The 22,775-nt window shown below is 37.4% G+C and carries 15 protein-coding genes; 9 read left to right on the plus strand and 6 right to left on the minus strand.

What is annotated here, in order from left to right; genetic code table 11:
- Nucleotides 1-96 precede the first annotated feature (96 nt).
- The 4 genes from ACYT6F_RS15630 (at nt 97) to ACYT6F_RS15645 (ending at nt 10,089) form a co-directional block, all read left to right on the plus strand.
- Nucleotides 97-1,317, plus strand: a complete 1,221-nt coding sequence (locus ACYT6F_RS15630; RefSeq protein WP_472598554.1) for a site-specific integrase — start codon at nt 97-99, stop codon at nt 1,315-1,317.
- A 367-nt stretch (nt 1,318-1,684) separates the two neighbouring features.
- Nucleotides 1,685-4,144, plus strand: a complete 2,460-nt coding sequence (locus tag ACYT6F_RS15635) for an N-6 DNA methylase (RefSeq protein ID WP_472598555.1) — start codon at nt 1,685-1,687, stop codon at nt 4,142-4,144.
- Nucleotides 4,145-4,146: 2 nt separating this feature from the next.
- Nucleotides 4,147-5,331 (plus strand): hypothetical protein, encoded by a 1,185-nt coding sequence (locus ACYT6F_RS15640; RefSeq protein ID WP_472598556.1) that lies wholly within the window; start codon nt 4,147-4,149, stop codon nt 5,329-5,331.
- Between the two features lie 327 nt (nt 5,332-5,658).
- Nucleotides 5,659-10,089, plus strand: a complete 4,431-nt coding sequence (locus ACYT6F_RS15645) for an AAA domain-containing protein (RefSeq protein ID WP_472598557.1) — start codon at nt 5,659-5,661, stop codon at nt 10,087-10,089.
- Here ACYT6F_RS15645 and ACYT6F_RS15650 read toward each other — a convergent pair.
- The 5 genes from ACYT6F_RS15650 to ACYT6F_RS15670 form a co-directional block, all read right to left on the minus strand.
- Nucleotides 10,086-10,628: a hypothetical protein gene (locus ACYT6F_RS15650; RefSeq protein WP_472598558.1), complete on the minus strand. Its 543-nt coding sequence runs from the start codon at nt 10,626-10,628 to the stop codon at nt 10,086-10,088. The two genes, ACYT6F_RS15645 and ACYT6F_RS15650, sit on opposite strands and share 4 nt — an antisense overlap.
- 91 nt (nt 10,629-10,719) lie before the next feature.
- Nucleotides 10,720-11,589 carry a cyclic GMP-AMP synthase DncV-like nucleotidyltransferase gene (locus ACYT6F_RS15655; RefSeq protein ID WP_472598559.1) on the minus strand — a complete coding sequence of 290 codons (870 nt, stop codon included), beginning with the start codon at nt 11,587-11,589 and terminating at the stop codon, nt 10,720-10,722.
- 76 nt (nt 11,590-11,665) lie between these two features.
- Nucleotides 11,666-12,688: a CBASS cGAMP-activated phospholipase gene (locus tag ACYT6F_RS15660; protein ID WP_472598560.1), complete on the minus strand. Its 1,023-nt coding sequence runs from the start codon at nt 12,686-12,688 to the stop codon at nt 11,666-11,668.
- Nucleotides 12,689-12,694: 6 nt separating this feature from the next.
- A complete protein-coding gene (locus ACYT6F_RS15665; protein WP_472598561.1) occupies nt 12,695-12,967 on the minus strand; it encodes a hypothetical protein in 273 nt (90 codons plus the stop codon).
- Nucleotides 12,968-13,017: 50 nt separating this feature from the next.
- Nucleotides 13,018-13,170 (minus strand): hypothetical protein, encoded by a 153-nt coding sequence (locus tag ACYT6F_RS15670; RefSeq protein ID WP_472598562.1) that lies wholly within the window; start codon nt 13,168-13,170, stop codon nt 13,018-13,020.
- 96 nt (nt 13,171-13,266) lie between these two features.
- Here ACYT6F_RS15670 and ACYT6F_RS15675 point away from each other — a divergent pair, with 96 nt between their 5' ends.
- Nucleotides 13,267-14,712, plus strand: a complete 1,446-nt coding sequence (locus ACYT6F_RS15675; protein ID WP_472598563.1) for an RNA repair transcriptional activator RtcR family protein — start codon at nt 13,267-13,269, stop codon at nt 14,710-14,712.
- 346 nt (nt 14,713-15,058) lie between these two features.
- Here the strand turns inward: ACYT6F_RS15675 and ACYT6F_RS15680 are convergent, their stop codons facing one another.
- Nucleotides 15,059-15,361 carry a hypothetical protein gene (locus ACYT6F_RS15680; RefSeq protein WP_472598564.1) on the minus strand — a complete coding sequence of 101 codons (303 nt, stop codon included), beginning with the start codon at nt 15,359-15,361 and terminating at the stop codon, nt 15,059-15,061.
- A gap of 632 nt (nt 15,362-15,993) precedes the next feature.
- Between ACYT6F_RS15680 and ACYT6F_RS15685 the strand changes: the two genes are divergently transcribed.
- From ACYT6F_RS15685 to ACYT6F_RS15700, 4 genes are all read left to right on the plus strand, one after another.
- Nucleotides 15,994-16,407, plus strand: coding sequence for a hypothetical protein (locus ACYT6F_RS15685; RefSeq protein WP_472598565.1), 414 nt, complete (start codon nt 15,994-15,996; stop codon nt 16,405-16,407).
- Nucleotides 16,408-16,550: 143 nt separating this feature from the next.
- Nucleotides 16,551-17,849, plus strand: coding sequence for a TlpA family protein disulfide reductase (locus ACYT6F_RS15690; RefSeq protein ID WP_472598566.1), 1,299 nt, complete (start codon nt 16,551-16,553; stop codon nt 17,847-17,849).
- A gap of 161 nt (nt 17,850-18,010) precedes the next feature.
- A complete protein-coding gene (locus ACYT6F_RS15695) occupies nt 18,011-21,190 on the plus strand; it encodes a SusC/RagA family TonB-linked outer membrane protein (RefSeq protein ID WP_472598567.1) in 3,180 nt (1,059 codons plus the stop codon).
- 24 nt (nt 21,191-21,214) lie between these two features.
- Nucleotides 21,215-22,600 carry a RagB/SusD family nutrient uptake outer membrane protein gene (locus ACYT6F_RS15700; protein WP_472598568.1) on the plus strand — a complete coding sequence of 462 codons (1,386 nt, stop codon included), beginning with the start codon at nt 21,215-21,217 and terminating at the stop codon, nt 22,598-22,600.
- Nucleotides 22,601-22,775: the final 175 nt, after the last annotated feature.

Raw genomic sequence — 22,775 nt, forward strand, 5'->3', positions numbered from 1 at the left:
CAAGGAAAGCCCGACCAATAGGCAGTCTAACGATTGTACATCTTGCAAAAAGTGGTAACAAAAAGTAAATTATTAAACCATTAAAGTTATCACACAATGAACAAAACATTCAACCTGTTATTCTTTATCAAAAAGAATAAGATCAGAACAAACGGAACCGCTCCCATCTACTTACGAATTACGATAGACGGCAAGGCAGCAGACATTGCTGCCAAAAGGTATATCGATCCGAAGAAATGGGATGTTAAAGCACACAAGGCATTGGGTAATTCGCAAGAAGCCAAAACGCTGAATCTCTATCTTAAAACTTTGGAACAGAAAGTTTACGATTTCCACTACCTGATGCTGAAAGAAGAAAACTTTGTAACTGCAGAGAGTTTAAAATCTAAACTGCTTGGAACGGATATTGAGCAAAGAATGCTTATTCCGATATTCCAGGAGCATAATGACAAAGTGGAAGCCTTGGTCGGTCAGGATTTTGCCCCGGGAACATTGGAGCGTTATAAAACTTCTTTAAAGCACACACAGGAATTCATTAATTGGAAGTACAAAGTTTCTGATATTGATATCACGCAAATCGATCACGGTTTTGTCAGTGATTATGATTTCTGGCTACGCAGTGTAAGAAAATGTGGAAACAATACGGCTGTAAAATACCTCAAGAATTTCAAAAAGATCATCCGTTTGTGTATGGCGCACGGTTGGATCACGAAAGATCCTTTTCTAGGTTACAAAGCAAAGATTAAAGCTGTAGAGCGTCCTTACCTTACAAAAGAAGAAATTCAGATGATCTCCGAAAAGAAATTTGCATCAGACCGATTGAATCAGGTTCGCGATATTTTTCTTTTCAGTTGCTACACCGGCCTGGCTTATGCGGATGTCAAGCAATTGTCAAAATCCAACATCAATGTCGGGATTGATGGTGACCAATGGATTTTTACTCATCGTCAAAAGACCGATACCTCAACCAGAGTTCCGCTATTGCCTTTGGCCCGGCAAATGGTTTTAAAATATGAGAATCATCCCCAGTGCGTCAATTCGGATGTCCTGTTCCCTGTTTTGAGTAATCAGAAAATGAATTCTTATCTGAAAGAAATTGCGAGTGTCTGTGGAATTAGTAAGGATTTAACATTCCATATTGCTAGACACACATTTGCCACTACTGTAACTTTGTCCAATGGTGTTCCCATTGAAAGTGTGAGTAAAATGCTGGGTCATACAAATATAAAGACTACTCAGCATTATGCGAAAATTTTGGATAAGAAAGTGAGTGATGATATGGCGGTTTTAAAGGATATCTTTAAAAGAGAAAAATAAGAAAGCTATGACTGTTAATCTTAAACCTGTGAGATAGATTTTAAGGAGTATTTTGAAGACGTTGGAGTAAATAATATTTTTTAGATAAATTGCTACGAAAAAATTAAACTTTCAAGAAATATTATTCCTTTAATAAGTTCAAAAAGCTATTCATTGGCCGCAGAAGCTAAAAAAAGACATTCTTTCATTACAAGTAAAACTGAATTATGAATTAGGAGCTTTAATTCTTTCTTACGGGTGAAAATAATGGATATTGAGTCAATAGAACTTACATTAAATAAAAAAGAATAATAAAATTAAATTTGCATATGTAGGTTAGATGTGGATGATTTTTAATTTTGTATTATTAATATAAAAAGATTGATTTATGTCAAGCATTGTATATTCAAATCCAGTAGATGTTATATCTTTTAAGATTTTTGGGATTTTTGACGCCGTTAGAACAAGTTCTGAATTAAACAATCAAGAAGACTCAGCACAAATAACTCTTTTGTTAGTGTCTTTATACAAAGACAATCTGATAAGATTAGAATTCTTTAGAGGTGATTTTAGTGTGCCCGATTTAATAAAAGACGTTTTACAATCGAAGTTGGACATAGATAAAAAGGAAATTTATTTATCTATTATTGAAATACTAATTGATTCCTTATCAAAACTTGTTAGTCAACCACTTGATTATTTATTTTTTCAACTTTTTCAAATTGAAAAAGAATTGCTTACGGAACATTTTCCGAGCATAGTTGATGATGTCATTTACAGGATTGCTTATACTCATGGGCGTTACGCTGGTGAATTTATTCAACCATTAGAATTAACTCACTTTATGAATCGTCTGTCTAACTTAAAAACAGGTTCAAAAGTTTATAATCCTTTTGCTGGACTAGCTTCTTTCGGGATTAATCTAAACCAATCTCAAAACTATTTTGGTCAAGAACTGAGTCAAAGAACATGGGCATTAGGCGCATTAAGGCTTATGGCATACAATAAGCCTGTAAATTTAGCATATCGTTGTGAAGATTCCATTTTAAACTGGCCTAGTCGCCTAGAAAAATACGATTTAATAATTTCCAATCCCCCATACGGAATTCGACTTAATAATAGATATAAAGATATTGCTTTACAGTATCGGACAATTGAATGTTTTCTAATTGATAAAGGGATTGAATCTTTAAAACAAGATGGTAAACTGATTGCTCTTTTACCACAAGGATTCTTGTTCAGAGGTGGGCAGGAGCAAAGATTGAGAAAGTTTCTAGTTGATAACGATTTAATTGAAAGTATTATTTCATTACCAAGTGGTTTGTTGTTAAACACAGGAATTCCCTTAACAATTTTAGTTCTTAATAAATCCAAATCAGTTCCTGATAAAGTTACGTTTATTGATGCTACAACTTTTGTATCCAATATAGACTCGAGATTAAAGATTTTAGATTATAACAAGTTAATTAGCTTTATTCAAAATGAAACGGTTGATGAAAATATTATCCGAATTATTGGCAATGATCAAATTCGTCAGAACGTTTATAACTTGACTGTCGCACGCTATTTTCAAAAACACATTGACGGGGTTAGACTTGCTGAAATTATTGTGCCTTTTAGAGGGCATAGAATTAATTTACCTGAAGTTGGTAAGTTAATTCGTATTCGTGACTTAAATGATGATGATGTAGATTTTTTATTAGATTTTGAAACTGTTGAAGAAGCAAATTTGAATAGATACAATATTTATCAAATAGATGAATCTTGTTTATTACTGGCAATTCGTTGGAAAACATTAAAACCAACTTTTTTTGAATTTAAGGGTAATCCAATTTTTAAAAAACAAGATATATTTTCTGCTAAAGTTGATGAAACAAGAGTGGATACAGCTTACTTAATTAATGAACTCAAATCAGAGTATGTTCAAAAGCAATTAGATTCATACCGATTAGGTTCTACAATACCTTTTATTAGACAAAGTGATTTATTAGAGGTGGTAATTAAATTACCTTCATTGGAGGAACAAAAGGCGAAAATCCAAGGTATTTATGAAGTAGCAACCAAGATTAAAGTTCTTCAGGAGGAAAGAAATGCACTAGTTCATGACAAGGCAATGAAGGATTATAATGAATTTGCTTCCCTAAAACATACACTAGGAAGACCTCGACAAAATATTCTAGATTGGTCTGATAATTTATTGGATTTCGTGATTAGAAATCAGTCCGGCTTTGAAGAGATGAATAGAGCCTTTTTAGAATATTATGAAGTCGATATTATGTCTGCTCTAAAAGAAATTAAGAGAGATGTAAACTTCATTACAGAAGTTTTAGAAAATGGTGAAAATGGCCTTGTTTTATCAGCATATGACAAACAACTTATTTCCCTTTCTGATATTAATAGCATAATTAACGAGCTATCAAGTAATGGATTTAACTTTAAGATTCAAAAGTTACTCTTGAAGACTGAAAATACAAGAGAAAGAGGAATCTCAGCAAACAAAACGCTATTAAAAATCTTATTTGATAACCTTTTAACAAATGCAAATAAGTATGCTTTTGATAAAAAAGATAGTATAAATGAAGTGGTTATTGAACTAACTGAAGTAGATGATTTTTTAGTTGTTGAAATTAAAAATAACGGTAAAGCTTTTCCTAAAAATTTTGACAAGGAAAGGTTTATTGCCAAATATTCCACAGCAGACAAAAGTGCAGGTAGTGGTTTAGGTGGTTATGATATTCACAGAATAGTCTCTGATTTTGATAATCCAGATTGGTTGTTATCATTAAATGACGATCCAATCTATAGTGTTAAGTTTAAATTTCAATTTCCAATCAAATTGATGAATTAACTATGGAAGACGTAATTTATAATATTTTATGGATTGATGATGAGCATGAAACGCTCTCAGGAACCAAAGGTCGCGCAAAAAGAAACGGAATACAATTAATTCCTTTCAAATCATTAAATGCCGGAATCAGTGAATTAGAACGAAACTATCCTTTCTATGATGGTGTATTATTGGATGCCAAGTTCTTTGAAAATGAAGAGGATATACAAGGCTCAGAAGATACCGAAAATGTACATCGAGCAAAAGAGCAATTATTGCAATTGAAGAAGAAGTTCGAAATTTTTGTTCTTACCGGGCAAGCTGAAGCCTATGAGGATAGGACTTTTAATAAAGCCTTCAAAAAGGTATATAAAAAGGGACATGAAGAGGATATTATGTGTTTGTTTGAAGACATAAAGGCTGCTGCAGCGAATCAACAAGACACACAACTTCGTCAAGCTTACAAACGCATTTTTGATGTTTGTAATGAAAAATATATAGGTGAACTGGCAGCTCAAGATATTTTAAATCTCTTAAAAGCAAATGATGAAACTAATATTGACAATCATTTCAATGCAATAAGAATAATTGTAGAAGATATCTTTGTAGCATTTACTAAATTTAAATTACTACCTAGTGAGTTTACTTCATCTTGTGTTTCTTTAAATGAAGCTAGTAAGTTTATGGCAGGTAAGAGTCCTGATGGCACATTTTTTATAGAAAAAGGTTATCAACACCAGGAGGGAACTCATTTACCAAAACAAATTACTTTTTACTTACGAAACATTTTGTCAGTGACACAAGCAGGCTCGCACCGATCTGAAATTGACTTATTTGTAAAGACTATCAAAACATCTTTTCTTTTTAAAAGTGTATTTTATCAACTTTTAGACATTATAATCTGGTTTAAAATGTACATTGACACAAAACCTCAAACTGAGAACTGGGTGAAAATTGTTGAAGTTGATAATTTGGAGCAAAAGGAAGATTCAATCACGGGTAAAGTAATTAATATAAATAATGAGAAAGGATTTGCTTTTTTACAACAAAGTACGGGTGGAAAGAATATATTTATTCCTCCACATTTAGTTAATGATTACTCCTTGGTAGCTGATCAAAAGATTATCATAGAAATTGAAGAGTATACTGATAACAGAACTGGGGATATAAAAGTCAGAGCTAGTAAAATATTAGAATTATTGAAATAAAGAGCATTAATAATAAGTAACTTAACACCTTCTGGACAGAAGATATTATAGCTACGGTAGAAGAATATATTAACCTCATTTTTATCAGTAGTCTTTCATAAAGTCACCGAGACGGAGGGTGTTTTTTAATCTACTATAAATAATTGCTGATTGTATATTTTGCTACTTTAATATACAGATATTAGATTATTTATAGTAAAATATTAAAAAAAAATCGTATTAATTACTGTTTTCCGTAATCGATATAACGTTCTTTTAAATAACTTTGTCATATACTGCAACTTCGAAAAAAGTTGTATAAAAGTTTAATATGATACTATTTAACTAATGACCAAAAAAATCATAGCTCTGGAATTTCTTGAAGAATTAGAGAGTATTCATAAAAATGAATCTTTGCATTTGTCGATAAAATATCCTCAACTAAGAAGTTTATTAGAAAAAGTTTGTAAAAATATTACCTCAACAGCCTCGATTCAGTTTGCTAATTTTTTTTCACGTCTAAATTTTGTCTGTCAAGAACATAAGGTTAACAGGTCTATTCATGGATTACGTGTCACAGCTAACAAAGTACTACATGAAGGTCTTATTCCTGATGAAACCAATTATAAATATCATATTTCTCTTTTTGCTGAATTTCTTCAGGTTGTATACGCTATCCATATTCCCGATAGTTTGTTATTCAAAGAAAAACCTATTAAGAAATTTATTACCATTAAGAATGTACGACTAAGCGAGGTTAAAGTCAGCATTGTGGAAAAGAGGGAGAATCATTTAATTTGCCATATTGATGTTTTGAGTTTAAAAGAGCCTGTTTTCGAGTTTGCTCCGGACAAACTCGTTACCGTACAGATACTAGAAAGAGGTATAAGCGATGTAATTACGTCTTGTAAAGATTTTTGGGTAGGTGCCGTTTTATATCTTGTCGATATCGATGTTGATGCGAATGAAGTTTTTCATCCCAAGATTATTGTGCTGGAGCCGGATTATCTGTTGGATGTTTCTTCTGTGGCAGAGTGTATTCAAGATTATGGAGAAACGGAGTTACTATTTTTGAAGTCAAAGTTTGAGTCGGTGGCTAACACCAAGCACATACTGCTCGGTAATTTTGCAAACCTGGTGGTCGATGAGGTATTTTCGAATCCTTCGGTTCCTGTAGAGTTCGGTGATACTTTTGTTAAGCATTTTAGAACTAGTCCGTTTGAGTATACTACCTGTAAGGATATTGTGGAGCAACAACATTTTACTACCTATCAGCAGGAAAGCAAGAAGCAATTTCTTAAAATTAAAAATACCATCGAGAACGAATTTTTACAATTGGGTATTGATCTTGAAAATATTTCTTTGGAACCTTCTTTTTTGTCTGAGAAGTTTGGGCTACAGGGAAGGATGGATATGCTTGATTGGAAAAAAAACGGAGGTCTCTCTAAGATTATAGAGTTAAAATCCGGTAGCACCTCTTTTCCAGATGACGGTGTGAGTATCAAGGGCAATCATCAAGCCCAGTTGTTTATGTATTACCTTCTTTATTCGCAAGTAGAAAAGCTGAGTGTGGGACAGATCAATGCTAAAGTGCAGGGGTTTATTTTGTATTCCAAACCAGACCGAGGAAATATGAGAAATACCGGTGCTTTTCTGAACGGGTTCCAAAAGGTAATCAATCTTAGAAATAAAATTATTGCAATAGAACATCTTCTTGCAAAAGATAATGAACAGTCTACTGCCTCTCTTTTAGCAATGGTCAATGCTCAGAATATTATTAATAGGGATATTCATCCTAATTTCAGAAATATAATAGAACCTCAACTGGACAATTTTCTTAAACCGATAGCCTCGGCTTCGGATCTGGAAAGAAGCTATTTTATTTCGTTTTTGAATTATGTTTCTTACGAGCATTTTCTAAGTAAGATGGGGAGTGCTGAACAGGATAGAGAAAATGGTTCTAATGGTTTGGCCAGACTTTGGCTGGATAGTTTTGAGGAAAAGAAGGAGAAATTTGAAATTCTGTATGATCTGGAAATTACATATAATAAAATTGATGAGACAGATCAAATTATTGAGTTCAAAAGAACAAATACAGAGAATAAACATGTTAATTTCAGAGTAGGTGATATTTGTGTGTTATATCCTCGTAACAGCGAGTCGGACCTGGTTTCCACTAGCCAGATTTTTAAATGTACTATTAAAGAAATTACTGCACGCTCAGTGACGGTATATTTCCGATACAAGCAACGTAATAAGGCGTTTTTCACTTCTTTTGGAACCCATGCAAAATGGGCATTGGAGAGTGACTTTATGGAAATTTCTTTTAATTCTATGTACCGTAATCTTTACGGTTTTCTGAAAGAAAGTTCGTCGTTTAAAAATTTGATTTTAACGCAGGAGTCTCCCGGCAAGGGCAAAGATTATGGCTATAAAAATCCTTTTGTGAGTAATGAGCAGCAAACGGTTATTAATAAGGCTTTATCTGCAGATCGCTATTTTTTATTGAATGGTCCTCCAGGTACAGGGAAAACGTCCATTATTATCAAGAATCTGGTAAAAGAGCTTATTGCCTGTGGCAAAAGTATTTTGGTATTGGCCTATACAAATCGCGCTGTTGATGAACTCTGCGATGCAATTAACAATGCCTGTGCAGGAACGAACGGACGGAATTTTATTCGCTTTGGTTCACAGTTGTCTGCAGATGCCAAATATCATGACAATTTGCTGGATGTGATCATGGAAACAAGAGAAAAAGAGTTGCGAGCATCGGGGCATAGATTTGATCGTGCTGAAGTATCCCGTATTATAAGGGAAAATAATGTGTATGTATCTACGGTGGCTTCTGTGGGCAGCAAGGAACATATTTTTCAGGTAAAAAACTTTGATTATATAATAGTTGATGAGGCTTCTCAGATTTTAGAGCCTCAATTGGTGGGTATTTTAGGAAAAGCTTCAAAGTTTGTGCTTATTGGCGATCATAAACAATTGCCTGCAATTTCGCTGCAGTCTGCTGAGCGCTCTAAAACCAATAACGGGTTGCTGGAGTCTATTGGACTGTATAACAGAAAGAATTCTTTGTTTGAACGCCTTTATAAGTTTTGCGAAGAAAATAAGCATTTGAGTTCTTATGATACCTTGACTTATCAGGGGCGTATGCATAAAGACATTTCTTTATTTCCAAATTTTGCTTTTTATAAAGGATTATTGCGCGAGGCTTATGATGCGCCAGGTATTGATGCTCCCACTAAGACCTCATTGTATCGTCAGGTAGCAGATCTGCAGTTTTCAGAATCTGGCACCAATAGCGTCAGAAAGTTGCTGAGCCAAAAGAGGCTTGTCTTTTTTAACAATAAGAAGGTCAATGATCTTTATGGAAAAACCAATGCTTGTGAAGCTGATTTTGTTGTTTATATTGTTAAGGAAATCATAGCCTTATATGAAGGTAATGATAAGCCATTTAATCCGCTTACAACCGTGGGCATTATTGCTCCTTTCCGAAATCAGATAGCGCTTATCAAGCATAAGCTCGAAGAGGAAGGCATATCCGATTATGATAAGATCACTGTCGATTCTGTGGAGCGATTTCAGGGAAGCCAACGGGATATTATTATTTATTCTTTTTCTGTGAATAATCCATTCCAGTTGCGGGGAATGATTAATTTGAATGATGAGGGCGATGTGGATCGTAAGTTAAATGTGGCTCTTACACGGGCTCGTGAGCAGATGGTACTGGTCGGCAATGATGCTATATTATCGGATAATCTTATTTATCTGAGACTGATAGAGTATTGTAAATCAAAAGGCGGCTATAGTAATACGCCTTTGTCTGATATTTTGAAAGGCCAGTCTATTTATTTTCCTGACGGGACTTCTACTGCCGGGGAAACAGCATTATCTGTGATTAGCGAACCTTTTAAAAGTGTATTTGAAAATAAGGTGGTGACTGTGGTTAAAAATGACAGACGAACTAAATGGCCTAATGAAATATTGGGGTTAAATACGGATTTTACACGCAATAATCTTATCCGGTATGGAACGGCCGATTTTGATGCACAAATTGATTTCAATTATGAGCAAAATGTAGGTTTTTTGGATAACCAGAGTTTACTGGATTTTTATACGCCAAAAGAGAATGTCTTGTTGTATTGCTATTGGAATATGAGAAAACATTTTGTTTCAGTACAGCATATTTTTCTTCATAATAAGGCATTCTTTTTGTCGAGATTTGAGCATACGGAAGGGCGAATAATGTTTGTTGATTTTGGATGCGGTCCATTCACGGCCTCTCTGGCTTTTAATAATGTTTTTAAAGCTGAGGTTAGTCGAAAGGTGCATTATCTGGGTGTGGATGTTTCGAAGGCGATGCTGAACAAGGCTCAAGAATTTAGCGAATCAGGGGCTTTTAAAGCTATGGATACTTTTGATTTGTGTGAGGGATTGGAAAAAAATAATCCGGCTTATTATAAAGATGAGTTTATATTACCTCATACGGTTGTGCTGACCTGCGCTAATTCTTTGTCTAATTTGGATCTTGACGATGTAAATGAACTGGCTGGTTTCTTAAATGATTTTATGAGTCAATACCCTCTGAATAATTATATTCTGGTATACCAGAATCCGGTGAACCGTGACCAGAATCTAAGAAAGTTGCTAGCAAAAATACCTAAACTTAATAAAGTTTTTATTGCCAGAGAGGAGACAGCGTTTTATGCTAGTCCGGATCAGGATTGGTATGCGACAAATGAGTATTTCAGCTATGAGCTGATTACTAATTAGTGTCTTAGGGATAAGATGATGGAGTACAATCGGTCTTGCCCCATACTTTTTATCGACCGGTAAGCTTCTCTGTGGCAATATCTGTATTTTTTACGGCTTCCGCAAAAGCATTTTGAGGTGCGTGATGGGTTGTCATTTTTATAGATATACATGAGCAGCGAATACATTTTGTTTGCGTCTCTGGTTTGTAGTATGTCATATAAAGATTCTAATATGCCTTGCAGTCCATGGGATCGTTCGTGAAGAAAGTAACCTTCTCTTTCTCTAAAACTTTGGTTGTGTAAATAAGGTACGACCTGGTTTTGGATAAAAGAGGTAACGGTGATTCCCTTTGCGCAGTGAATATATTCTTCTATGGGCGTACAGATACAGAAATGTCCGTCATTATACAGATGCCAATCTATATTATGCGGCAATCTTCCTTGTGTTTCATATACAAGCGGAAAGCTTCTAGGATAATCGGGAGCGCATTCTATGCGTATGGAGTAAGCGTCATACGCTACGCTGTTTTCATCGAACAGATTGATTGTGCCTTCCATAAACGGCATAGTATTTTCCCGACTATGTAGGTGTAAGTCGGGAAAATTGCTTATGGCTTCTTTAGCTTCTTGTAAAAATCGGATGTATGCGTTATTCATGACCAAACGGATAGGATGTGATTGCTCCTGCCGCTGCTGCCGCTGAACTACGTGAATTGTTCTCTTGTTTGTCTTCTCCGAGAGGAAATCTGTCTCCGAGATGTTTACGCCACAGTTTGCTAGCTTCTTTTTGGTTCGTTTCCCGAATTGCTGAGTCTGCATCTGCTATGAATTTTTCTAGAATTTCTAAGAATTTTTCTTGGTTTGGATAATTTTCAAGCAAATCATCATTAGGTACAGCTGGGACGATGCATTCAAATTTATTATTTAAAGCTTTTTTGATTTCCTTTAAAATGTCACGTGCCGTAATATCATCACGTTCATTCAATGCAATTTTTTCTTTTGCATTGCTTGCAAGGATTGTCAATGCTAGTCCACTTGGCATTTTAAAATTCTGTTTGTCTGCCCATCCTTTAAGGTATTTAATGCTTCGTATTAATCGACCCTCTTTGTCTTTTTTAGATAAAAACCAATCCACTACTGTTTTTGAATCACTATCTTCAAAACCAAAATCTTTTACTGCGATTTTGTATTCCTGTCCGTCTATTTTGTAATAAACTGGATGGTCTATTTCATAATCGTCGGCAAAAATAGAGCGGACACATTTTTTGCGATTTTCTGGCGGTGTAATTGTGTAACCATCGACGGCTTGTCTTACCCACTCCTTGAGGGTTGACGCAGAAACATCTGGCTCCCGAAAAAAGTAGATGCCATCATCTAGGTCGCAGATGTCTTCTGTTGTACGAATCCCGTTTTTCATTTTATAAGAACCTTGTATATAGAAATAGGGCACGTAATCCGGATGATTTTCTTTAAACCAAGTTTTGATTCTTTTACGAAGACCCTCTTTCGAATTCTTCATTCTCTCGTTCTTTTTTGAACCTATGGAGATATCGCTATGATATTCCTGAAATAAATTGTGACAGTTTGCCATTTTGTTATTGCTTTAAAAAGTTTAAAATTTCTGTTAATCTGTTTTTTGCTAATTCCTCACCGATAGACTTCAGACGGTCTATGTGTTTTTGTTTGGAGGAATTGAGTTCAATATTGTCACCTTTCATATCATGCTGGATGCGCAAATGGCTGAATGTGTTGCCTATTTTGCCTAATGCTCGCTGTAGAAAGAGTAAATATTGTTCTGTAATCTGTGCTTGTGTATCCAGTACTAAGTCTACCAGCTTAGGATTGGGAAATAGCCAGTCGAACACGTTTTTTGGACGCCATGTGCGTTTTATGATTTGTTTTCCCTGACCTGTACCCAAAGATAGGACCGCTATATCCCCAATGGAGATATTCAGCTTGTCGGTTGCTTCAAACACGCCTATCAATGCGGGATTGTTGGCGAATATCCCGCCATCAATCATGTTGATATTAATTCCTTCTCCAAATTCATTCTTAAATGAAAAAGTATGGGGCGGAAAATATACGGGTGCAGAGGCACTCGACATTGCTACATGGTATGCTGGAAGTTTATAGTCTCTCCTGTATTCCGGATGATGTTTAGTTTTGAGCACATTTATAGCACCGTCATTTCCGTTAAATGCAGGAATACAGACTTTGTTTTTAAGGTCGTTCATGAGCGGATCCTTGCCATCATTTGCTTCTGCGTAGACTTCTCTAAGCTTTTTTAGCAATTGCTTGTTGCTATAGATAGCATTAAAGAATGCTCTGCTTTTTCGGGGTAGAAAGCGAAAGACAAATCTTGGAAAAATAATTTTTGCATGATTTTCATAAAACTTTGCCAGTTCTTTTACTGGTATGCCTAACGCAATGCCTATTGCAAGGATAGCTCCTGTTGATGTTCCACAGATAAGATCGAAATGCTCATGTAGTGGCTTGCTGGGTTCTTTCTTTTGCAATTCTTCTTCTAATTCAGCTAGGACTTTGGCAGGGATAAGACCTCTTATCCCGCCTCCGTCAATAGAGAGTATTTTGAATTTTTTACTCACTTCTTTGTCCATAATTTATTATTTAAATGGTTCTCCGCAGACTGCTGCCCAATCATTCCAGATTGTTGAAACACATCTTTCTAACGTTATGCCCAATACTTGGACAATTGTTCTTGCTTCTTCTCTTGCTGTTTCCGCTGATTTGCTCGCATGATAAAGAGTTGTATTAGGAAAGTAAATTGTTTTACAATTTTTTATACCCGGAATTCTATCCTTGTAACCTAATTCAAACATCTTTTCTTTGAATTCCCGATGTTTGGAAGGAATATCGTAAGTGATTATTATTGCCATATTTTAAAAATTTACTATTAAAACGACCTATTATCGTCGGATTGTTCCGACTATCTATTTGATTTTTTTATTGTTTCTTTAACTGTTGTTTTAGGATGCTTGTCTACATGATTTTTCTTTACAAACTTCCCTGTTCCTGCGTCTCGATGTATTATCTTTTTGTTTGTCATTTCTACAATTTTGTTTTTATTAACTACTGCCATTAGGGCGAATTATATGCCAAGTGAAATTTTATCATTTTTAGCTTGTTTTTGTCATTAATTTTATCAATATTTGATTTTTAATTATCAAAAAATGATATGAAAACATTACTTTCTTGGATTGCAACTATGCATGACTTTTCCAGAAATCCAGAAACAAAACAGATAAACGGAGTTAACGAAAGCGGCCCGACATTTAATTTTCATAAGGATTTCTATAAACATGACAGGCATGTAATCTTATCAGCTGAAAAAGGAGTTGAACCCGATATTTATATTGAACAATTACGGACTGAGTTGAATAAAAAATATCCTGATCGCAAGATTGAAACACAATATTTGGATATCACAGACGTCATCGATATATCTCAAATAAAAAGTAAAGTAGAAGGTTTGTTGATAAGAGAATATAAAGACGATGAAATCAATATTTTTTTTTCACCTGGTACTTCCGCAATGCAAATCTCATGGTATTTGATTCATGAATCAGGGTTGTTAAATACAAAATTATATCAGGTACGTCCTGAAAGGCATTCCAAAACTGGTAAAGCCGAATTATTGGATATGCATGTTGTAAAATCTACAATTCCAGGTGGAAGTATAATTAAAGAAGAAAGTGTCGTATATCATAAAGAGAATTATCTTATAACTGCTTCATTGGAGCAAATTTATTCGAAAGCAGAGATGATTGCTAAAGCTGATCAGGTGACTACTTTAATTTTTGGTGAGAGTGGTTCTGGCAAAGAGCACTTGGCAAGTTATATACATAATAATTCAGCAAGAAATCAAAAGCCATTTGTAGCTATAAACTGTTCTGCTTTTACTGACGGGCTTCTGGAATCGAGATTGTTTGGCTATACAAAAGGAGCCTTTACTGGGGCAGTAACAGATCATAAAGGTTTACTGGAAGAAGCAAACGGTGGAACAATTTTTTTAGATGAAATTGGGGATATTTCCCCTTACATGCAGCAGCTCTTATTGCGCGTTATTCAAGAAAAGAAAATTCTTAGAATAGGTGATGTCAAAGAAAAGAAGATTGATGTAAGAATTATAGCGGCGACAAATAGAAATCTTCCTCAGCTATGTTCAGAAGGTAGTTTTCGATGGGATCTATTCTATCGTCTTGCTGTAACAGAACTTACTATTCCTCCTTTGCGTGACAGAGGAGCGAAGGAGAAGAAAGAACTGATTGATTTTTTTATAGAATCTAAAAGAAAATTATTTAAAAGACCTAAAAAGCTGCGTTTGGAGAAAGATATTGAACAATTTATATTAAATTATCCGTTTCCTGGAAATGTTCGAGAAGTTGAAAATTTAATTGAAAATCTTTATGTTTTTAATAACGAGGTTGTTTCGAGGGATACGCTTCCTGTTAGGCTTCTAAATCCTTCTGATGAATCCAAATTGGATTTGAAAACAGTTGAAAAATTACACATAATAAAAGTTTTAAAAATTGCGAAAAGTAAACAACATGCAGCGAAATTATTGGGCTGTGTAATTAATACATTAGAGAAAAAAATTAAAGATTATAATATAGAAAATTAATTAAAAATCTAATAGTGTTGAGGTAAGTTTGAATTATATGCTTTTTATGAAAAAACGGTAAATAGATTTGCAAAGATGAATTTTAATATCAAAGATATTCTTCAATAAAATGTACTTATAATTTTCGACTTAATCTATTTTTCTAAGGCCCTTATTAAGATATTAAAATTTACTGCGGGCAAAATTTGTTACCCAGCTATTTATTAGCTATGATTTATTTAAACAACAAAAATAAAACTGTTAGAATTATCAACTAAAAATTTTCTCAGAATTTTTCCAATTATTATAAAATCCTGTGTGCTACAAAAAAGAAAAAATCCCAACTCGTTAGGATTATATTTATCATTTATGATTTCAAATATTCTCTAATATCCTTATCTGTTATGGAATCAAAGGCCTCACCAAAATCAGCCATTGTAAAACCTAATGCTCCAATAATGCTAATTAATGTTATTGCTGTTGGGGATGTATTTCCATTTAACGTATCGTTCACTGTGGCCTTTCTAATTAAAGCATTGGTAGATATTGTATGATAACTGTATATGATTTTGTTATCAACAACATTTTTTTGCAAATTCTTTCCTCTCTCTAAAAGTTTTCTTAGAGAGATTATAATTTTAATTTTATTGATGTCATCTTCTGTTTTCACTAATGCAATTAACAATTTAATGAATAAAATATCGGTACGCTTTGACGTACCGATATTTTGTTTTATATTTGGCATTATTATTAATAAATAAATTATTATTTGTTAATTTTGCGATACTTCAAAGAATATTAGAAGCTATTGCTTAGAATCTCGCCATTGGAAACTGGTAATTTTTAGGAACGAGAGGATAAGTAAGCGGCTCACGACCTAGGCGTGAGTCTCTATCTCTTATCTGTTCCACGGTATACCAGTACCTCAATGGCTGATAATGTAGAGTACTCACGTCGTTTTATTTTCTTATGTAGTCCGCTCTCTCTACAATTCTCTAAGCTGCTTTTACAAAATACAGTATCAGATTAAGACAGATACAATGGCAGCGCAACCATTGCGGCTTTACAGCTTTCACGGGACACAATTTTCATTCATACTAATTTTTGACTTGTATGGGCAGGGAGCTTTGTACATAAGATTTCCAGGGCTTCCTCCTCTACGGTCATTGAACCCAACAAAAACGATTGAAAAATAAAAGGATAGACTTTGAAGCCCGGTTTTGGTCCGGCAGTAGGAAACATTCCGGGATAAAACTTATTGAATCATTCTTTCATTTTAACGACCTGGTCACCGCTAAACAAATGCTCAACAAGATTATGATCTATGCGGGAAAAAAGAAAGCCGCGATCAATGAGGATTCTTCGGCGATCTTCCATTTTCATCAGGCCTTGCGATCTTTTGTACGGGCCTGCTATGCAATCAGTATGAAGGATTTGACTAGGGAAATGAATACTAATCCGGAAAAAAAATCTCCACTGATCCAGGCCTCTCTTTCGGATAAAGAGTATCTAAATCCAATTTTGGTATTTAAAAATGCTTTTGCAGAATACAGCATCAGGGATTTTGACTACTATATAGCCATTGCAGTCTATTTCTCCATGGGTAATTATGCGCATGCAGCCGAGAGCAAAATCTTCGCTCCTTACATCCATCTCACCAAGATGCTGGATGCGGCAAACCTTATCCTTGAAAGAAGAATCCACAAGAATCAATAACCAGCAAAATTAATTCAGAGAATGCAAAACAGTACCTAGAAATTATCCTAGTATGATAAGAAAGCCCTTTCCGCAAGAGTTTGGCGACCAAACGGAAAGAGCATAATCAGTAATTAATAACTATTAAAAACCTATTCAAAAGTATGAAAAATATCTTTTGCAGGGGAATCCTGTCCCTTGTTTTTACCTTTGTGGCGGCTACCACATTCTTTGCGCAGAATAAATCTGTTAAAGTCGGAGAATCTCTTCCCGACAGCTTCTGGACAACCTCTCTTCCTGTGGTCAACCATCCGCAGAAAACTTTAAATCTTTCTGAGGATAAAAGCAAATTAATTCTCATAGATTTCTGGAACACCTGGTGCAGTGCCTGCCTGATGAATATTCCCAAGATCATTGCCCTGCAACAGAAGTTCGGGGACAGGATCAGGATACTCCCGGTAAGCAACCAGGATAAGCCGGCACTGGAAAAATTCTTTGCGTCCCAAAATGGAAAGAAACACAATACTCTCATATCCGTTTATAACGATTTCTATTTCCATCAGCTTTTTCCACATGCCGGTGTTCCGTTCATCATCTGGATCAAAGATGGAAAGCTACTGAGTACGACCGATGCAACGCAGCTTACCGAAGAGACCATTAATGAGATCCTGGACGGAAAGCAATCTTCCTTGCAGACCATTATCCAGATGGACCGTAAACGCCCACTGATGCTTTCCGTGGATTATGACCGCCAGAGAAATATCCGGCTCCTCAATTATTCATTCTTTGCTAAAGGCCCTATTCCCGACATAGGCTCCGGCGGAACATTCCGATCCACACCATCCGGAGCGATCAATGGCAGACAATTCACCAATCTTCCTCTTTGGGATATATATTATGCCATCGGATTCGAATTGTTCAGAAAGCAGTCTCGTGAATCCTTTACAAGTAAAAGAATGCTTATCGAGATCAAAGAACCCCAAAAACTGATGCTTCAACAAAAAGCAGACGGTTCTAATGACACCTCCAACCTTTACAATTACGAGTTCATCATTCCTGAGAGTAAGGCTGATGCACTTTATCAGTATATGCTGGAAGATATCAACCGCTATTCCGGCTATATGGTAACACTGGAAAAGAGACCTGTACAATGCCTGGTGCTGGTAAGAACAAGTCAGAAGGACAAGCTGGCCAGCAAAGGTGGGGGAAAACGTTCCACCTTTCCACGGACGCCATCCATTCTTAGAAATGCACCGCTCAGAAATATGATCAATATGCTGAACGGTGAAATTCCCATTAAGGAAATCTTTATTGATGAGACTGGCTATACTGGAAATGTAGATCTTGAAGTTTCCGGCATTAAAGACATATCAACACTCAGGAAAGAACTTCAGCACTATGACCTTGACTTGATCCAGGCCGAGCGAAACCTATTGATGATGGTCATAAAGGATAATCAATGATGGAATTATCTGTCACTTGCCCATAGTCAACCAAGCTGGATCATTGATCTCACTGCTTCGGAGATTCACATTTTTCCGATCCAGTGGCTTACGTTTTTGATTATGACCGCATTTTACAGAACTCCACTAAACTAACATTTAACTCAAAACTATATCAAACTATGAAGAAATTATTAATGCTTCCCACTATCTGCTTTGCCTTGCCTGTAATGGCACAACAGGTGATTATTGGAAGCGTTTTAGATGAAGCAACCCGATTGCCAGTGAAAGGTATAACAGTAGCCATACAAAATACCAAAACTGCCACCACAACAGACCAAAACGGAAAATTCAACCTCAGTACAAACGAAAAGAAGATCAGCCTTGTCATTCTCGGAAAAGGTTACGAAGAAAAGGTGCTTTCTGTGGAACTGCCATTAAAAGAACATCTGACAATCTATCTGTCAGAGAAAGTGGCGCAGATCGATGAAGTGGTACTGACCACCGGGTACCAGAAAATACCGAAAGAGCGTTCCACAGGTTCGTTCTCCTCCGTAGGTAAGACCGCTCTGAACACACAGGTCTCCACCAACATTCTTGACCGCCTGGCTGCCACTGCCAATGGGATTGTTATCAGCCGTGGAACTTTCCAGGGAACGCCGCAGATTATGATTAGAGGGCTCAGCACGATTCAGGGACCGAAAGCGCCGCTGATAGTTGTGGACAATTTTCCGTACGAAGGTGATATCAGCAATATCAATCCCAATATTGTTGAGAACATTACCATCCTCAAAGATGCCGCCGCAGCAAGCATCTGGGGAGCCCGAGCCGCCAACGGGGTCATCGTCATTACAACCAAGGGAGCAAAATACAATCAGCCGATAACGGTGGATTTCAATACCTATCTCACGACAAGCCCGAAACCGGATCTGAATTACCTCAAAGTGATTTCCAGCGCAGATTTCATCGATGTGGAACAGGAGCTTTTTAAAAAGAACTTTTACAATACGGATATCAATTCATCCAACCATCCTGTTCTCTCTCCGGTTGTCGATCTTCTCAACAAGGAAAAGAAAGGTCTGCTTTCTCACGAAACGGTCCAGCGGGAAATTGAACGGCTTAAAGGCATCGATTCCCGCGACCAGTTCAAAAGGTATATGTACCAGCCATTGGAGAACAGGCAGTATTCACTGAGTATGGCTGGAGGCGCACCCCAGTTTTCGTGGACTTCTTCATTAGGATACGATGACAACACCGGAAACCTCGGTGAGAATTACCAGCGGATGAACCTGCGTTTTCAGAACAACTGGCAACCTCTGAAGAATCTGACCCTGAACACCGGGATTTTCTTCACCCATTCAGCAACCAGGAATGGCAGAAGTGCATACGGAAGCATCATTATGAAGACCAATGCGGTTCCTTATATGGAAATGGCGGATGCGGACGGCAATGCGTTGATCGTCTCAAAATCTTTTGAACAGGGCTATAAATCAGGATTGGGCAATGGAAAATTATTGGACTGGAACTATTATCCGCTGACCGACTGGCAGCATTTCTCAGGAACAGGCCGAAGCTCGGAGATCATCCTCAATGCGGGGCTGAACTACAAGATCCTGAAGGGACTGGAAGCTGATCTGAAATACCAGTACCAGAGAACTACCGGGCTATCCAACAGCCTTTATGATGAACAAAGCTATTATGTCCGGGATTATGTCAACCGATTCACGTTCATCAACTCCAACGGCAGCCTGACGTATAACGTTCCGAAAGGAAGCATACTGGATAAAACAACCTCCCAGCTGCTCATAAACAATTTCCGTGGTCAGCTCAACTTCAACAAAGGATTTGGAAAACACCAAATCTCAGCCATTGCCGGCGGAGAGGTCCGAGATGCCAATTCCCAGTCAGCCAATACCAGATACTACGGCTATGATCCGAATAACCTTTCATTCGGTACCGTGGACTTTAAGAATAAATACCTGCTGATCACCGGTGGTACATCTTTCATCGATAATCTGAATGCCCTGCGTGAGACGAACAACCGTTTTGTATCCGTATATGCCAATGCAGCTTATACTTTCGATAACCGATATACTATTTCCGGTAGTGCCAGAAGAGATGCCAGCAACCTGTTCGGGCTCAAGACCAATGACCAGTGGAATCCGTTCTGGTCGGCAGGACTGTCCTGGAATGTTTCTAATGAAAAGTTCTATCCATTCAGCTGGCTTCCTGAGCTGAAGCTCAGGGGTTCTTACGGCTATAACGGGAATATCAACCCCGCAATGGTCGCTGTAACGACAATGGCCATACTCGGTGTTTCCACCTACACCCAGGAGCAGATGGCAAGATTTGACAACTATTATAATCCTCAGCTTCGCTGGGAGACGGTCAGAATGATCAATGCAGGACTGGATTTTTCAACCAGCAACAACAGGATCTCCGGCTCTGTAGAATATTTCCGTAAAAAAGGAGAAAACCTATTCGGGCAGGTTCCGCTGGATTATACCATAGGATTGACAAGTCTTGTATGGAATGTGGCAGGTATTGAAGGTAACGGCGTTGATGTGGAATTAAGGACGATCAACATCAATAAAGCATTCCGATGGCAGACCACGGCTAATTTCAGTACGTACAAGGATAAGGTGACAAAATATTATCCGAGCAGTAGCATTGCCCGGAACTTTGTGCTGTCCAGCGTTCCCATTTCAGGAATTGAAGGCTTGCCGGTCTATTCCATATTCGCTTACCGGTGGGCAGGGCTTGATCCGCAGAATGGTGACCCCAGAGGTTATCTGAACGGTGAGGTCAGTAAGGATTACGCTAAGATGATGGGCGCTGATGTGAAAGACCTGCAATATTTCGGTTCTGCGATTCCTACGGTGTACGGTTCATTTACCAATACCTTTTCCTATAAGCAATTCAATTTAGATGTAGGAATCACCTACAAATTTGGGTATTATTTCAGAAGGCCTTCGATCAATTACACCAGCCTTTTTAAAGATTGGATCGGACACAGCGATTATGCTCTGCGGTGGCAGAAACCCGGGGATGAGGCATTTACGGATGTGCCTTCCAACCAGTACCAGACCAACTCCAACCGGGATGCCTTCTATGCAGGTTCAGCGGCTCTTATCGAAAAAGGTGACCATATCCGTCTGCAGTACATCAACCTGGGTTATGAGATCAGCAAAAAACAGTGGCAGCAAATGCCACTTAAAGCCTTACAGCTTTACGCCAATATCAGCAACCTGGGAATCCTGTGGCAGGAAAGCAAAAGCGTGATCGACCCTGATTTTAATCTGGGCAGCAACGTGGTGAAGCCGCCTGTGATGTACACCTTAGGGCTAAAAGCTAAATTTTAAATATAAAATGAAAAAATCAGAGATATGAAAACGATTATCACAATCAACATAGTAAGAACAATAAAAACACTCCTTAAATCATCAGTGCTATTATCTGCGATAGTATCCGCTTTGAGCTGCAATGATTTTTTAGACGAAAAATCAGACCTGAAGCTGGCCACGCCAGATAAGCTGGAAGACAATCAGATGCTGCTCAATAATTATGGTTTTCTGAATGTGGATTTTGCATCCAGCGGTGAGACCAGCTCGGATGACTACTACCTGACGGATGCAGATTATAATGCGTTAAGCTTCGAGGCGTCAAAAAGGCTTTACAACTGGATGCCGAACAATGTGGCTACGCCCATTTCATCAGGAAATGACTGGTCAGCCTGCTACCGGAGCATCTATGTCTGCAATGCCGTACTTTTTAATATGAAGGATAAGAACTATACCGGCGAGCAGGCCGATAACATCAGAGGACAAGCGTTGGCATTGCGTGCTTTCCGCTACCTCGATGCTGCGCAGATCTGGTGTAAGGCTTATGATCCTCAAACCGCAGGAACAGACCTGGGGCTTCCGCTAAGACTCGACCCGGATATGAATATTCCTTCAGTACGGTCATCGGTACAGCAGACCTATGAGCAGATCATCAGTGACCTTCAGACGGCCATTCCATTATTGTTACCAAAGCAGATTTCCGGAATGCGGATCTCAAAAGTAGCGGCTTATGGTCTGTTAGCCCGCACTTATCTTTTTATGGGAGATTATGAGAAAGCGCTCAGCAATACGGAAGCGGCATTGAATCTTGGCAGTGAGCTGATGGATTATAATACCCTGAATCCTAATGCAGATTATCCTGTTGCGGAACTGAACAAAGAGGTTCTCCTTTGGTCAGCGATGAAATATGAATACCATCTGATTCCGGCCAAGATCCCTGACCACATTTACCAGATGTACGATAATAATGATCTTCGGAAAACCATATTTTTCAGGAAGAATGCAGCCAATGAAGTATTGTTCAAGGCGTATTACAATAATGCCAATGGCCCAATAGTAAGTGTGGCTACCGACGAGCTGTATCTGATGGCGGCTGAGTGTAAAATTAGGTTGAATAAAATCCAGGAAGGTATCGCTTATCTTAATGCCTTGCTTATCAAAAGGTGGAAAACAGGAACCTTTGTTCCGATTACTGCCGGTTCACAAGCACAGGCTTTGGATATTGTTCTGAAAGAACGGCGAAAAGAACTTCTGATCCGTGGGCTCCGATGGCCAGACCTCAAACGGTATAACCGCGATGGGGCTAATATCACACTGACAAGAACGGTGAAAGGTCAAACTTATATATTACCACCGAACGACCCTCGCTATGCGATCGCCATTCCGGAAGACATTATCACCTTGAGCGGAATGCCACAGAATCCGAGATAAACAGCAAAAACAGGGCTGGAAATTTTCCAGCCCTGTTTTTGTTAAGAATTGATCTGTTACGGTCTTATTTCACTTGGGTGAATGTAAATGAGACCACGGATAAATCTTACCTTCCGGTTGATCCGTGCGTTATAGGAGCCATTATCTTATCTGCCAAATTAATCAGTTCATTTTG

This window comes from Chryseobacterium sp. NG-CE01 (assembly GCF_055695505.1).